At 70.2% G+C, this 12,661-nt stretch carries 14 protein-coding genes; 6 read left to right on the forward strand and 8 right to left on the reverse strand.

Annotated features, from left to right (window positions below; translation table 11 throughout):
• Window positions 1-61: 61 nt before the first annotated feature.
• The 4 genes from CRP55_RS24225 to CRP55_RS24240 are packed head-to-tail and all read left to right on the forward strand — an operon-like array spanning window position 62 to window position 2,668.
• Window positions 62-778 (forward strand): helix-turn-helix domain-containing protein, encoded by a 717-nt coding sequence (locus CRP55_RS24225; RefSeq protein WP_097322427.1) that lies wholly within the window; start codon window positions 62-64, stop codon window positions 776-778.
• A gap of 23 nt (window positions 779-801) precedes the next feature.
• Window positions 802-1,563 carry an SDR family oxidoreductase gene (locus CRP55_RS24230; RefSeq protein WP_097322428.1) on the forward strand — a complete coding sequence of 254 codons (762 nt, stop codon included), beginning with the start codon at window positions 802-804 and terminating at the stop codon, window positions 1,561-1,563.
• Between the two features lie 2 nt (window positions 1,564-1,565).
• Window positions 1,566-2,114 carry a G/U mismatch-specific DNA glycosylase gene (gene mug, locus CRP55_RS24235; RefSeq protein WP_438865813.1) on the forward strand — a complete coding sequence of 183 codons (549 nt, stop codon included), beginning with the start codon at window positions 1,566-1,568 and terminating at the stop codon, window positions 2,112-2,114.
• Entirely contained in the window at window positions 2,111-2,668 is a 558-nt protein-coding gene (locus tag CRP55_RS24240) for a TIGR03086 family metal-binding protein (protein WP_218854689.1), read from the forward strand. The genes mug and CRP55_RS24240 overlap by 4 nt, the downstream gene beginning before the upstream one ends.
• On the opposite strand, the gene CRP55_RS24245 is transcribed toward CRP55_RS24240, so the two are convergent.
• The 4 genes from CRP55_RS24245 to CRP55_RS24260 form a co-directional block, all read right to left on the reverse strand.
• Window positions 2,669-4,588 (reverse strand): ABC transporter ATP-binding protein, encoded by a 1,920-nt coding sequence (locus tag CRP55_RS24245; protein WP_097322599.1) that lies wholly within the window; start codon window positions 4,586-4,588, stop codon window positions 2,669-2,671. It lies immediately after the preceding gene.
• A 93-nt stretch (window positions 4,589-4,681) separates the two neighbouring features.
• Window positions 4,682-5,476, reverse strand: coding sequence for an enoyl-CoA hydratase/isomerase family protein (locus CRP55_RS24250; RefSeq protein WP_097322430.1), 795 nt, complete (start codon window positions 5,474-5,476; stop codon window positions 4,682-4,684).
• A complete protein-coding gene (locus CRP55_RS24255) occupies window positions 5,473-5,700 on the reverse strand; it encodes a helix-turn-helix domain-containing protein (protein WP_097322431.1) in 228 nt (75 codons plus the stop codon). The genes CRP55_RS24250 and CRP55_RS24255 overlap by 4 nt, the downstream gene beginning before the upstream one ends.
• A 428-nt stretch (window positions 5,701-6,128) precedes the next feature.
• Complete coding sequence (locus CRP55_RS24260) at window positions 6,129-7,733, reverse strand: ABC-F family ATP-binding cassette domain-containing protein (RefSeq protein ID WP_097322432.1); 1,605 nt, start codon at window positions 7,731-7,733, stop codon at window positions 6,129-6,131.
• A 208-nt stretch (window positions 7,734-7,941) separates the two neighbouring features.
• Between CRP55_RS24260 and ypfJ the strand changes: the two genes are divergently transcribed.
• The gene (gene ypfJ / locus CRP55_RS24265) at window positions 7,942-8,847 is read left to right on the forward strand and encodes a KPN_02809 family neutral zinc metallopeptidase (protein ID WP_097322433.1); all 906 of its coding nucleotides are present in this window, start codon (window positions 7,942-7,944) and stop codon (window positions 8,845-8,847) included.
• Here ypfJ and CRP55_RS24270 read toward each other — a convergent pair.
• Window positions 8,844-9,476: an acVLRF1 family peptidyl-tRNA hydrolase gene (locus CRP55_RS24270; protein WP_097322434.1), complete on the reverse strand. Its 633-nt coding sequence runs from the start codon at window positions 9,474-9,476 to the stop codon at window positions 8,844-8,846. The genes ypfJ and CRP55_RS24270 overlap by 4 nt on opposite strands.
• 32 nt (window positions 9,477-9,508) lie before the next feature.
• On the opposite strand from CRP55_RS24270, the gene CRP55_RS24275 reads away from it, so the two are divergent.
• Window positions 9,509-10,177 (forward strand): DNA alkylation repair protein, encoded by a 669-nt coding sequence (locus CRP55_RS24275; RefSeq protein ID WP_245923346.1) that lies wholly within the window; start codon window positions 9,509-9,511, stop codon window positions 10,175-10,177.
• Here CRP55_RS24275 and CRP55_RS24280 read toward each other — a convergent pair.
• The 3 genes from CRP55_RS24280 to CRP55_RS24290 all read right to left on the reverse strand — a co-directional run bounded on the left by CRP55_RS24280 (window position 10,174) and on the right by CRP55_RS24290 (window position 12,651).
• Window positions 10,174-10,818, reverse strand: a complete 645-nt coding sequence (locus CRP55_RS24280; RefSeq protein ID WP_097322435.1) for a LysE family transporter — start codon at window positions 10,816-10,818, stop codon at window positions 10,174-10,176. The two genes, CRP55_RS24275 and CRP55_RS24280, sit on opposite strands and share 4 nt — an antisense overlap.
• A 114-nt stretch (window positions 10,819-10,932) precedes the next feature.
• Window positions 10,933-11,820 (reverse strand): DUF4261 domain-containing protein, encoded by an 888-nt coding sequence (locus tag CRP55_RS54015; RefSeq protein WP_218854690.1) that lies wholly within the window; start codon window positions 11,818-11,820, stop codon window positions 10,933-10,935.
• A gap of 48 nt (window positions 11,821-11,868) precedes the next feature.
• On the reverse strand, window positions 11,869-12,651 hold the full coding sequence (locus tag CRP55_RS24290) for an MBL fold metallo-hydrolase (protein ID WP_245923347.1): 783 nt from the start codon (window positions 12,649-12,651) through the stop codon (window positions 11,869-11,871).
• Between the last annotated feature and the right edge of the window lie 10 nt (window positions 12,652-12,661).

The following is a 12,661-nucleotide window of genomic DNA, read 5'->3' on the forward strand; positions in this document are numbered from 1 at the left end:
GCCGTCGATTACCTGAGAGGTAATGGCCGTGATGACCTCGCCGCCCCTAGGGTCGGCGGGTATGAGCGATGTGGGGCAGCGGCTGCGCGACTGGCGGACCGGCCGGCGGATGAGCCAGCTGGAGCTGTCGGCGCAGGCCGGCGTGTCCACGCGGCACCTCTCGTTCGTCGAGACGGGCCGGTCGCGGCCCACCCGCGACATGATCCTGCGGCTGGCCGAGGAGCTCGACGTGCCGCTGCGCTCCCGCAACGAGCTACTGGTGGCGGGCGGTTTCGCGCCCGCCTACTCCGAGTCGGCGCTGAGCGGGGCGCCGCTGGCGGCCATCCTCGAATCGCTGCGGAACGTGCTCAAGGGGCACGAGCCCTATCCGGCGCTGCTCGTCGACCGCAACTGGACCATGATCGACGCGAACTCCGCAGTCGGCCGGCTGATCGAGGGCTGCGCGCCGTGGCTGCTCGAACCGCCGGTCAACGTGCTGCGCCTGTCGCTGCACCCCGACGGCCTGGCGCCGCGCATCCGCAACCTGGCCGAATGGCGGGGCCACATCCTTAGCCGTATATCGGAAATGCCCGACTTGTTGGAAGAATTAAGAAGCTACCCCGGCGGCATCGACAAATCGAACACTGGCCTCGTCGTACCGTTACGGATCGACGATCTCAGCTTCTTCAGCATCACCTCGGTCCTCGGCACCGCCCGCGATGTCACCCTTTCGGAGCTGGCGATCGAGTCTTTCCTCCCCGCCGATGAGACGACCGCCGCCACCCTGCGCCGCGACTGACCGGGTGCTGGCAGGATCGGGGCATGGATCTCGGACTGGCCGATCGCGTCTACGTTCTCACCGGTGCCTCGCGGGGGCTCGGGTTCGCCACGGCCGAGGCGCTGGTCGCCGACGGCGCCAAGGTGGTGATCTCGGCCCGCGACAGTGATCGCGTCGAGGAGGCGGTCCGGCAGCTGGGCGGCGAGCAGCACGCCGCCGGGGTGGTGGCCGACCTCGCCGACCCGCAGGCGCCGCGCGTGCTGGCCGACACCGCGGTGGAGCGGTTCGGCCGCTTCGACGGTGCGATGATCTCGGTGGGCGGGCCGGCCCTGGGCACCGCGGCCGCGATGACCGACGAGCAGTGGCGCGACGCCTTCGAGACGGTCTTCCTCGGCACGATGCGGGCGGCCCGGGTCTTCGCGGCGGCGCTTCCCGAGAGCGGCGCCATCGCGCTCGTGCTCTCCACCTCGGTCAAGGCGCCGCTGACCGGCCTCGGCCTGTCCAACGGGCTTCGGCCGGGCCTCGCCATGGCCGCCAAGGACATGGCCGACGAGTACGCCCCCCGAGGCGTCCGCATCGTGAGCCTGCTCCCGGGCCGCATCATGACCGACCGCAACCGGGAGCTGTTCGCGGCGACCGGCGACGCCTCCGCGGCCGCGGCCGACGTCGCGTCGAAGATCCCGATGCGCCGCCTGGGCGAGCCGGCCGAGTTCGGCCGGGTGGCCGCGTTCATGCTGTCCCCCGCGGCCAGCTACGTCACCGGCTCCCTGATCGCGGTCGACGGCGGGAACACCCGCGCCCTGTGAAGGTGAAGCCCACCCCGGCCGAGATCGCGGCCGCCGCCGACCGGACCATCCCCGACGTGGCCGGCCCGAACCTGCGCGTGTTGTTCTCGGGCATCAACCCGAGCCTCTACTCGGCGGCGACCGGCCACCACTTCGCCCGGCCCGGCAACCGCTTCTGGCCCGCGCTGCACCGCTCCGGCTTCACCCCGAGACTGCTGCATCCGTCCGAGCAGTTCGAACTGCCGGCGATGGGCCTCGGCATCACGAACGTGGTCGCCCGGGCCACCGCCCGCGCGGACGAGCTCTCTCCCGACGAGCTGATCAAAGGCGGCGCGGCATTAGACAATAATGTCCGAAAAATCCGGCCGACCTACCTCGCGGTGCTCGGGGTCACGGCGTACAGGACAGCTTTTGCGAAGCCGAAAGCCACGATGGGGCCACAGGACGACACGGTCGGGGAAAGACCAGTCTGGGTCCTGCCCAACCCGAGCGGCCTGAACGCCCACTACACCGTGGACACCCTCGCGGGGGCGTTCCGGGAGCTGCTCGATTCGCTACCTTCTACATCATGACGACCGAGATCAGTACGTTGATGGCGGCGGCGGCTGACCGGACCCTCCCGGTGATCCGGGAAGTCCGCGACGACCAGCTCGACGAGCCCACCCCGTGCGCCGAGTTCCGCGTCCGCGACCTGCTCAACCACCTCTTCCAGGTGGTGGTCAACTTCCAGGCCCTGGCCGTGCGCGAGCAGCCCGACTTCAGCACCACGCCCGACGTGCTCACCGGCGACTGGCGGCAGCGCTTCGCCGACGAGACCGCCACCCTGATCACGGCCTGGTCCGACCCGGCCGCCCTGGAGGGCAGCTCCCCCGCCATGGGCCTGCCGCAGCCGGTCGTCGCCAACCTCGCCCTGGTCGACCTCACCGTGCACGGATGGGACCTGGCCCAGGCGACCGGGCAGAGCTACGAGCCCGACCCGGCCGCCGTCAAGGTGCTGACCCCGGTCATCGCCCAGATGGCGCCGCAGGGCCGGAAGATGGGCGTCTTCGGCGACGAGGTGCCCGCGCCCGAGGGCGCGAGCGACTTCGTGCGCCTGCTCGCCGCCAGCGGCCGCGCCTGCGTCTAATCAGGGCTCGATCGGCCGGGCCGGCACGGTGACCACCTCGACCTCCTCGGCGTACGCCGGGGAGGTCTGTGCGAACTGGGTGCGGTAGAGCTCGGCGTAGAGCCCGCCCGCGGTGACCAGCTCGTCGTGACGGCCGCGCTCGACGATGCGCCCCTTGTCGAGCACGAGGATCTGGTCGGCGTCGCGGACCGTGGAGAGCCGGTGGGCGATGACCAGCGCCGTGCGCCCCTCGAGGGCCGTGGTGAGCGCCCGCTGCACGGCCGCCTCGGACTCGCTGTCGAGGTGAGCCGTGGCCTCGTCGAGCACGACGATCGACGGGCGCTTGAGCAGCAGCCGGGCGATGGCCAGACGCTGTTTCTCGCCGCCGGAGAAGCGGTAGCCGCGCTCACCGACGACCGTCTCGAGGCCGTCGGGCAGGCCGCGGACGAGGTCTTCGACCTGCGCGCCGCGCAGCGCCTCCCACATCTCGTCCTCGGTCGCCTCGGGACGCGCGTAGCGCAGGTTCTCCGCGATCGTCTCGTGGAAGAGGTGGGCGTCCTGGGTGACGACGCCGATGGTGTCGCGCAGCGAGTCGAGCGTGGCGTCACGCACGTCGACGCCGCCGACCCGCACCGAGCCCTCGGTGACGTCGTAGACCCGCGACAACAGCATCGACGTGGTCGACTTGCCGGCACCGGACGGGCCGACCAGGGCCACCATCTGGCCCGGCTCGACGGTGAAGTCGACGCCGCGCAGCACGGGCGCCTGTTCCGTCCGGTCGAGGGCGACCACGTCCTCGAGGGTCGCCAGCGACACCTCGCCGGCGCTCGGGTAGCGGAAGTGCACGTCGCGGAACTCGACCCGGCCGCCACCGGCGGGCAGATCGACCGCTTCCGGCTTCTCCTCGATGCCGGGCTCGAGGTCGAGCACCTCGAAGACCCGGTCGAAGGAGACCAGCGCGCTCATCACGTCGACCCGCACATTGCTGAGAGCGGTCAATGGCCCGTACAGCCGAGTCAGTAGCAATGCCAATGTCACGACGGTGCCGGCGGTGACGCTGCCGGCGACCGCGAGCCAACCGCCCAGGCCGTAGGTCAGCGCCTGCGCGAGGGAGGCGACCAGCAGCATCGCGACGAAGAAGGTGCGCGAGTACATCGCCTGCTGCACGCCGATGTCGCGGACCCGGGCGGCCCGCTCGCCGAAGCGGGCGGCCTCGGTCTCGGGCCGGCCGAACAGCTTGACCAGCATCGCACCGGAGACGTTGAAGCGCTCGGTCATGGTCGCGTTCATCTTGGCGTCGAGGTTGTACGACTCGCGGGTGATGTCGGCCAGCCGCTTGCCCACCCGGCGGGCCGGGATGATGAACAGCGGCAGCATGACCAGCGACAGCACGGTGATCTGCCAGGACAGGCTGAACATCACGGCGGCGGTGAGCACCAGCTGGATGACGTTGCTGACCACGCCGGACAGGGTGGACGTGAAGGCCCGCTGCGCGCCGGTGACGTCGTTGTTGAGCCGGCTCACGAGCGCGCCGGTCTGCGTGCGGGTGAAGAACTGCAGCGGCATGCGCTGGACGTGGTCGTACACCCTGGTCCGCAGGTCGAGGATGATGCCCTCGCCGATGCGGGCCGAATACCACCGCTGGGCGAGCGACAGAAAGGCGTCGACCACGGCGAGAGCGGCGATGAGCAGCGCCAGGCGGACCACGAGCGACGCGGCGCCGGCGCCGCCGCCGGTGATCGCGTTGACCACGTGGCCGGCGAGAAGGGGCGTGGCCACGCCGATGCCGGCGGCCACGACCACGGTGAGCAGGAAGACCAGGATGTCCCGGCGGTAGGGACGGGCGTAGCGCAGGATCCGCCGGGTGGTGCCCCGGCGAAGACGGTGCTCGGCGACCCGGTCCGAGTTCTGGATCGAGCGAAGCATGGTCCAGCTGGGCATGCTCATCTCGTCACCTCCCGGGCGGTCGTGAATGGCGGGCAGCGACAGTCTGCCCCGGGGGTACGACAACCCGGGCGGTGCGAGAATTCCTGGTTACTCTCCGCTTCCGAGGAGCTCACGGACGCGGCGGGTCTGTGCCTCACGCTCGGCGCGGTCCTGCTCGGCGTACGAACGGAGCCCGGCGCCCGACAGCAGGGCCTTGATCTCGCTGGTGGCGCCCGCGTCGGCGGCGATGATGGCGGCCGTGAGGTCGGCGACCGTGCCGGAGAGCTCGGCGGCGGGCACGACCGTGGTGGCCAGGCCGATGCGCTCGGCCTCGTCGGCGGCGATGCGCCGGCCGGTCAGGCAGATCTCGAGCGCGCGCGACGGCCCGGTCAGCTCGGCGAGACGTTTGGTCCCGCCCAGGTCCGGCACGAGTCCGAGGGTCACCTCGGCCATCGAGAACTTCGCGTCGTCGGCGAGAACCCGCAGATCGCAGTTGAGGGCGAGTTGAAAACCGGCGCCGATCGCGTGCCCCTGAACGGCCGCGATCGTCACGATGGACGGGTTGCGGAGCCAGGTGAACGCGGCTTGGAAGCCGGCAATCCGATCGGCGCACTCCTCGGGTGACAACTGCGCGAGCTTCACGAGTGAAGAATCGCCATCACCACGCGCGACCGACAGATCCAGGCCCGCGGAAAAGGAACGTCCCTCACCACGGACAATGACGACTCGCACGTCGCCCGGTAATTTCCGCGAAATGTTCGCGAGCTCGGCCCACATCGCGGGTGTCTGCGCATTGAGCACCTCGGGCCGGGACAACGTCACCGTTGCCACCGGCCCGTCCAGGTCGTAGCTAACGCCCGACTCGTCGGCGGGGGTGCCGGGTGCGGCGTTGCCGGTCGTCACGCCTTCTTGCGGCGACGCGCGCCGCCACGCTGGCGTAGCTGCACGCCGGATTCGGTGAGCACGCGGTGCACGAATCCGTAGGAACGGCCGGTCGACGCGGCGAGTGCGCGAATGCTCTCACCGGAGGTGTAACGCTTGACCAGATCCTTGGCTAACGACTGGCGCTCTGTGCCGACGATTCGCCGACCCTTCTCGGTGCTGCTGGCGGTGCCCGTGGCTGGCATGCTGAATCCTCACATCCGAGACTGTGCGGTTCGATACGGTCTCACCTATTAGACCGCCTCCAACGATCATGCGCTAGGTATCCAGGCTTAGCCAACGTGCCCATTTGCCACTGTCAGGAACTTGACGGTTACCACGGCCATCAATGTCAGACAGTTAACTGACGTTAGGGACGGCAGCTTTCCGACGGCCGGGTCCACATCGGCACGACCCGGACCAAGACCATCGATCACCTGCACAAACACTCGATCGAGGACACCCGCCGGCCGGACATGACGCAGCGTCGATACGGCACGCACCCAGCGCTCCGATCACGAGTGTGCCAACTTTGCCGCGATCAAGCCGATGCCCGACCTGACCGCAAACGCCCGAACGTCGCACTGTCTGTGTGGGCACTGGTTGACAACCGGCGATCGCGATGATTGCCGATCTAGGCCAGCTCGACGAGCTCCAGCAGGTCGTCGCTCCACGCGTCCTCGTCGCCGTCGGGCAGCAGGATCGCCCGGTCCGGCTTCAGCGCCTGCACCGCGCCGGCGTCGTGCGTGACCAGCACGATCGCGCCCGGGTAGTTGGCGATCGCGTCGAGCACCTGCTCCCGGCTGATCGGGTCGAGGTTGTTCGTCGGCTCATCGAGCAGCAGCACGTTGGCGCCCGAGCAGACCAGCGTGGCGAGCGCCAGACGGGTTTTTTCACCACCTGAGAGGACACCCGCCGGCTTGTCGACGTCGTCACCCGAGAAGAGGAACGCGCCCAGGATCTTGCGCAGCTCGGTGTCGGTCTGCTCGGACGCGGCGCTGCGCATGTGCTCCAGGATGGTCCGGTCGACGTCGAGCGTCTCGTGCTCCTGGGCGTAGTAGCCCAGCCGCAGTCCGTGCCCGGCCCGCACCTCGCCGGTGTCGGGCTCGAGCAGCCCGCCGAGCATGCGCAGCAGGGTCGTCTTGCCGGCGCCGTTGAGGCCGAGGATCGCGACCCGGGAGCCGCGGTCGACCGCCACGTCGACATCGGTGAAGATCTCGAGCGAGCCGTACGACTTCGACAGGCCACTGGCCGTCAGCGGCGTCTTGCCGCACGGGGCCGGGCTCGGGAAGCGCACCTTGGCCACCTTGTCGGAGACGCGCTGCTCCTCCAGGCCGCCCAGCAGTTTCTCGGCCCGGCGGGCCATGTTCTGCGCGGCGACCGTCTTGGTGGCCTTGGCCCGCATCTTGTCGGCCTGCGCCATCAGGGCGCCGGCCTTCTTCTCGGCGTTGGCCCGCTCGCGCCGGCGACGGCGCTCGTCGGTCTCGCGCGACTCGAGGTATTTCTTCCAGCCGACGTTGTAGATGTCGACCACCGAGCGGTTGGCGTCGAGATACCAGACCTTGTTGACCGCGGCGTCGAGCAGCTCGACGTCGTGGCTGATCACCACGAGGCCACCCTTGTGCTGGGCCATGTATCCGCGCAGCCAGGCGATCGAGTCCTGGTCGAGGTGGTTGGTCGGCTCGTCGAGCAGCAGAATGCCCTTGCCGTTCTGCCCGGAGTCGGCGAACAGGATGCGGGCGAGCTCGATGCGGCGGCGCTGACCGCCGGACAGCGTGCCGATGGTCTGCGCGAGCGCGCGGTCGGGCAGGCCCAGGTTGGAGCAGATGCGGGCGGCCTCGGCCTCGGCCGCGTAGCCACCGAGGGCGGAGAACCGGTCCTCGAGGTGGCCGTAGCGGCGGATCAGTTTCTCGTCGGCGCTCTCCTCGAGCTCGATCTCGAGCTTCTGCATCTCCGAGATGATCGAGTCGAGGCCGCGGGCGCTGAGCACGCGGTCGCGGCCGGTGACGTTCAGGTCACCGGTCCGCGGGTCCTGCGGGAGGTAGCCGACCTCGCTGGTGCGCTCGACGGCGCCCGCGTACGGCTGGCCCTCGCCGGCCAGGACCTTGAGGGTGGTGGTCTTGCCCGCGCCGTTGCGCCCGACCAGCCCGATCCGGTCGCCCGGCTGCACCCGCAGGGTGACCGGGGAGAGCAGGATGCGGGCGCCGGCGCGCAGTTCCAGTCCGGTGGCGGTGATCATGATTCAAAGCTCGCTCTCGAAGAAAAAGAAGGCTGACTCCGGACACGCGAAAGCGCCGGCCATCTCACGGGAGGCGGTCGGCGCGGGGCAGGTCAGTCTTCGCAGAGCAGCACCCGGCAATAGTACCGGGCACCCGGTGACACCTCCCAACCGATTAACGATCAAGATCAACGGGTAAACGCGGGACACACCGCTCAGTGAGGATGAGATGGAACTCAACGAGAACGCCGACATCGATACCAGTCAGGTCGAGGATCGACGTGGATCCGGTGGCGGAGGCGGCGGCCTGGGTGGCCTGCCGATCCCCATCGGTGGCGGCGGCCTCGTAGGCATCATCATCACGCTGGTCATCGCCGTGGTCGGCGGCTACTTCGGGATCAACGCCATGGGCGGGTCCGACCAGGCCGCCGACAACGGCAACATCAACCAGGAGTGCTCCGACAAGGCGAGCGCGACCAAGCAGCTCGACTGCCGCAACGTGCTCTACGTCAACTCGATCCAGGCCTTCTGGAAGCAGGAGACGCCGGACGCCTTCGGCATCCCGTACGAGCCGGCCAAGACTGTCTTCTTCTCCAACCGCGTCAGTACGGCCTGTGGCGCGGCCGACTCCGGCGTCGGGCCCTTCTACTGCCCCGGCGACAACCTGGTGTACATCGACCTGACCTTCTATCAGGTCCTGGCCAAGCAGCTAGGCGCGCCGGGCGAGTTCGCCCAGCCGTACGTGCTGGCCCACGAGTACGGCCACCACATCCAGGACATCACGGGCACCGAGGCCAAGATGCGCCAGGCCCAGCAGGGCGCCAGCAGCGCCGAGAAGAACGCCCTCTCGGTCAAGCTCGAGCTGCAGGCCGACTGCTACGCCGGCGTCTGGTCCAAGGCCGCCAGCAGCACCACCTCGGCCAACGGCCAGCGCATCTTCACCAGCCTGACCGAGCAGGACATCCAGGAGGGCATCCAGACGGCCGGTCAGATCGGTGACGACACCCTCCAGAAGCAGGGCGGCGGCACGGTCAACCCGGCCGAGTTCACCCACGGCACGTCGGCCCAGCGCCAGCAGGCGTTCAGCAATGGTTACAACACCGGCGACCCGAAGAGCTGTGACACTTCTTTCTAAGGCTCTTTGACCAGTACGGAGACCGACCGGGCCCCGGCGATCGCGGACACCAGCACCGCGTGCCGGGGCTCGGGCACGTCCAGGAACCTTTCGGCCCGGACGGCGGCCACCGGGGCCAGCGGGGGCGCGGCCAGGATCGCATCGACCGCAGTGCGGTCACCGCCCGTGACGAGCGCGCTGAGGCTGCGAACCTCCGGAAGAAGAATGCGCCCGGCAATGCCGGCACCGTCGGCAGTAGCCGCTTTTGCCTGGTTGTCGCGGCGGCGGGCGAAGCGCTGCTGCGACCATCCACCGGCCGCCGTGCGACCCTGCACGTAGTGGGTGTCCACCTTGGAGACGACCAACTCGTCACCCTCCGCGATGCCGACCGCGACGGCGCCCTTGCGCGCCAGCAGCAACCCCAGCCGCCGCGGCTTGCCCGCCTCGGTGATCAGCTCCGCGATCGTCTCGACCGCCGGAGCGCCCGGCGGCACCTGCCAGGCCGCCGTCGCGCCGTCTTCGGCGATCAAGGTCAAGCCCGTTTCCGTGTACGTCCCGTGACGGCGCTCGAAGTTCTCGAGCCACCGTGGCAGCCGCTCCGGCGCGACATCCACCCATTTCCCGCCGCCCGCGGCCGCTCGTTCACCCATTCTTGTCACACTACGGTGGCAGGATCCGGACCGTGACCGACGTGCTGTCCCGTCTCGACGCCCACCTGCGGCCCGCCGCCGACCCGGCGCGCGCGGCGGCCCAGGCGAAATACATGCGCGACCAGTTCCCGTTCCTCGGCCTGGCCTCGCCGGCCTTGAAGAAACTCGAGCGGGCCGCCCTGGCCGGCCTGCCGAAACCGACCGAGGGCGAGTTGCGGGCGACCGCTCTGGCTCTCTGGGAACGCGACGAACGCGAATACCAATACGTCGCCTGCTCGTACCTGATGCGCCACGTCGGCGTGCCCGGCCCCGGCTTCCTCGACGTGGTGCGCACGCTCGTCACCACGAAAAGCTGGTGGGACACCGTCGACCCGCTGGCCACCCGGGTCACCGGCGGCCTGGTGCGGCGACATCCGGAGCTGACCGCGGTGATGGACGAGTGGGTGCGCGACGACGACATGTGGGTGGTCCGCGTGGCGATCCTGCATCAGCTGCACTACGGCGACGGCACCGACGCCGACCGCCTCTTCGGCTACTGCCTCGCCCAGGCCGGGCATCGCGACTTCTTCGTGCGCAAGGCGATCGGCTGGGCCCTGCGGCAGTACGCCCGGACCGATCCGGGCGCCGTCCGCGCCTTCGTCGACGAGAACAGCGCCCGGCTCTCCACCCTGTCGATCCGGGAGGCCACCAAGCATCTTTAGGCGGCTAAGAGTTTGATGGCGAGCACGGCGATCACGGCGCTGGAGACCAGCGAGGTGATCACGCGGCCACGCTCGCCGGTCAGCCATCGGCCGATCAGCGAGCCGCCGCCGGCGATCACCAGTTGCCAGCTGGCCGAGGCCAGCACGACCCCGGCGACGAACCAGAAACCGCCGCCCGCGCCGGTTTTTCCGAGCACCAGCGCCGCGAAATAGATCACGGTCGCCGGGTTCAGGAGCGTCAGGCCGAGCACGCCGGCGTAGGCCCGTATCGGTGTCGCCGTCCGCTGGTCCCGCTCCGCCGGCACCGTGCTTTCGGCCGCGTTTCGCGCACGCCGGCCCTCCGGCCGGGCTGGACGGCGAAAGGCCGCCCGCGCCGTCATCGCGGCCAAGGCGAGGAGCACGACCGCCGCCACACAGCGCAGCGGCGCCGCGATCGGCGCGATGGCCGTCGCCACCGCCGCTCCCCCGGCCACGGCGATCGCCGCGAAGACCCCGTCGGCGGTGGCCGCCCCGAGTCCCGCGGCCGCGCCGACCCGCAGGGAGACGCGCGCGCTGAGCCCGGCGATGAGCACCCCGATGGCGCCCATGGGCAGGGCGACGCCATAGCCGGCGACGACGCCGGCCAGGAACGCCGCGCTCATGACAGCTGCGAGCGGACCGCCGTTTCACAGAGCCCGGCCTGCTGCTGCCGCCCGGCCCGATCGGCCGGAGCGACAGTGGCGGCGAGGTAAGCAATCGGCTCGGTCACGCGGTCATCATGCGCGGCCACCATCGTTGATCGCGACCGAATTAGCGCGCACCACCTGCCACTGACTCCAGGCGAGCTCGGGCTCGAGGTCCGCGTATCCGCGGCCGCGCTCGAAATTCTTCGCATCGGCATGGCTCATCATCATGCAGGTGCTGTCGTCGGTGAGCCGCTCCACCTCGTCGCGGCGGAGAGGCCGGCCGGCCTTCTCCTCGGCCGCGGTCAGGACGGCCACCAGCGCCGGGATGAACACGGGTCGTTGTTCGCCCCGCGCCTCCGCCCGGCCGCCCTCGGCGCCGAGACGCCAGACGCCGAACGGGTTGTGGCAGGGGTGACCCGGCGGGTAGCCGTCGTCGGGCCAGCGCTCCAGGCGGCGGCGCGGGGTGTCCGCGTCGGGGGCGAAGGTGTCGCCGCTGGCCAGCACGGGATCCTCCGCCAGTTGATAGACGTTGAGCACGTCGAGAATCTCGGACGCGGCCGCCTCGACCTGCGCGTCCGGCAAGCCGAACGCGTGCATGCCGCAGGTCCGCGTCACACCGCCGTCCTGCAGCGCGACCACAGTGCAGTGGTAGAGCAGCCAGGGGTCGCCGCCCCGGAGGGCCTCGATCCAGCGGGCGACGGGCCAGCCCAGCTTCGACTGCTCGAGCCGCACTCCGAGCGCTCCGGCGTCGCCCAGCGCGGCGATCAGCGCCGCCACTTCCCCGGCGGCGGCACCGAGATACGCGGGCAGGTCCAGCACCAGGGCGCTGCCCGCCCCGGCGACGGCACGCTGCTCCTCCGCCGACATCGTGCCGTAGCCGAACGCCTCACCGAACGACCCGTCGTTCGCCACCCACTCCACCGTCACGCCGTCCAGCGGCACTCCGGAGCCGGCCAGCGAGTCCTGCCACTGAGTCATCGTCGCCGCGGTGCCTGGGACGAAAAGCCGCACGCCTGTCATGCGGCGTTATTTTGCCGGATCCGGCTCCTGGAGACGATCTTCGAGGCCGGCGGCGGCGAAGGCGCTGCGGACGTCGCTGATGGACTCGGTGAAGTGGGCCCAGCTGTCGATGTGGGCGGGCACGACGGTCCCGGCGCCGAGGATGCGGGTCGCCTCGACCATGTCGGCGGCGCTGATCGTCAGGTTGTGGTCACCGACCAGCGGTGTGCGGGCCGCACCACCGAACAGGACCGCCACGTCGACGCGCGGGAACCGGCTGGCGATCTCGCGTACGACATCAAGCGAGGCGTTGTCGCCGCTGACATAGACGGTTTCGCCGGCCGCTTCCAGGACGAAGCCCGTCACCGGGCCGACCAGATGCTCCGTGCCGTCGGGGCCGTGCTGGGCCGGGACCGCGGTGATGCGCACATCGCCGACGGTCGTGCTCTCCCACGCTTCGAGACCACGGGCGTTGCCACCAAGCCGCTCGGCTCCGGCCGGGGTGGTCAGCACCAGCGGGACCGTGGCGGCGAACGCGCGGCCGCCGTGGTCGAGGTTGTCGGGGTGCTGGTCGTGGGAGAGCAGCACGACGTCGACCGGCCCGGCGGCCTCCGGACCGGCCGCGGCGGGCGCGGTCTTGGTGAGGGCGCGGTCGCCGATCGGATAGTCGCCGGCGTCGTCGAAGGTGGGGTCGGTCAGGAAGGTGAGGCCGCCGAGCCGGAACGTCACGGTCGGGCCACCGAAGCCACGGAAGTTCATGTCCTCACTCTGGCCGCCGTCCACGAAAAGGGGCAGTGGCTGGAAAGCCATCGTGCGATAG

It is taken from the genome of Paractinoplanes atraurantiacus (assembly GCF_900215205.1).
Classification (GTDB): Bacteria; Actinomycetota; Actinomycetes; order Mycobacteriales; family Micromonosporaceae; genus Actinoplanes; species Actinoplanes atraurantiacus.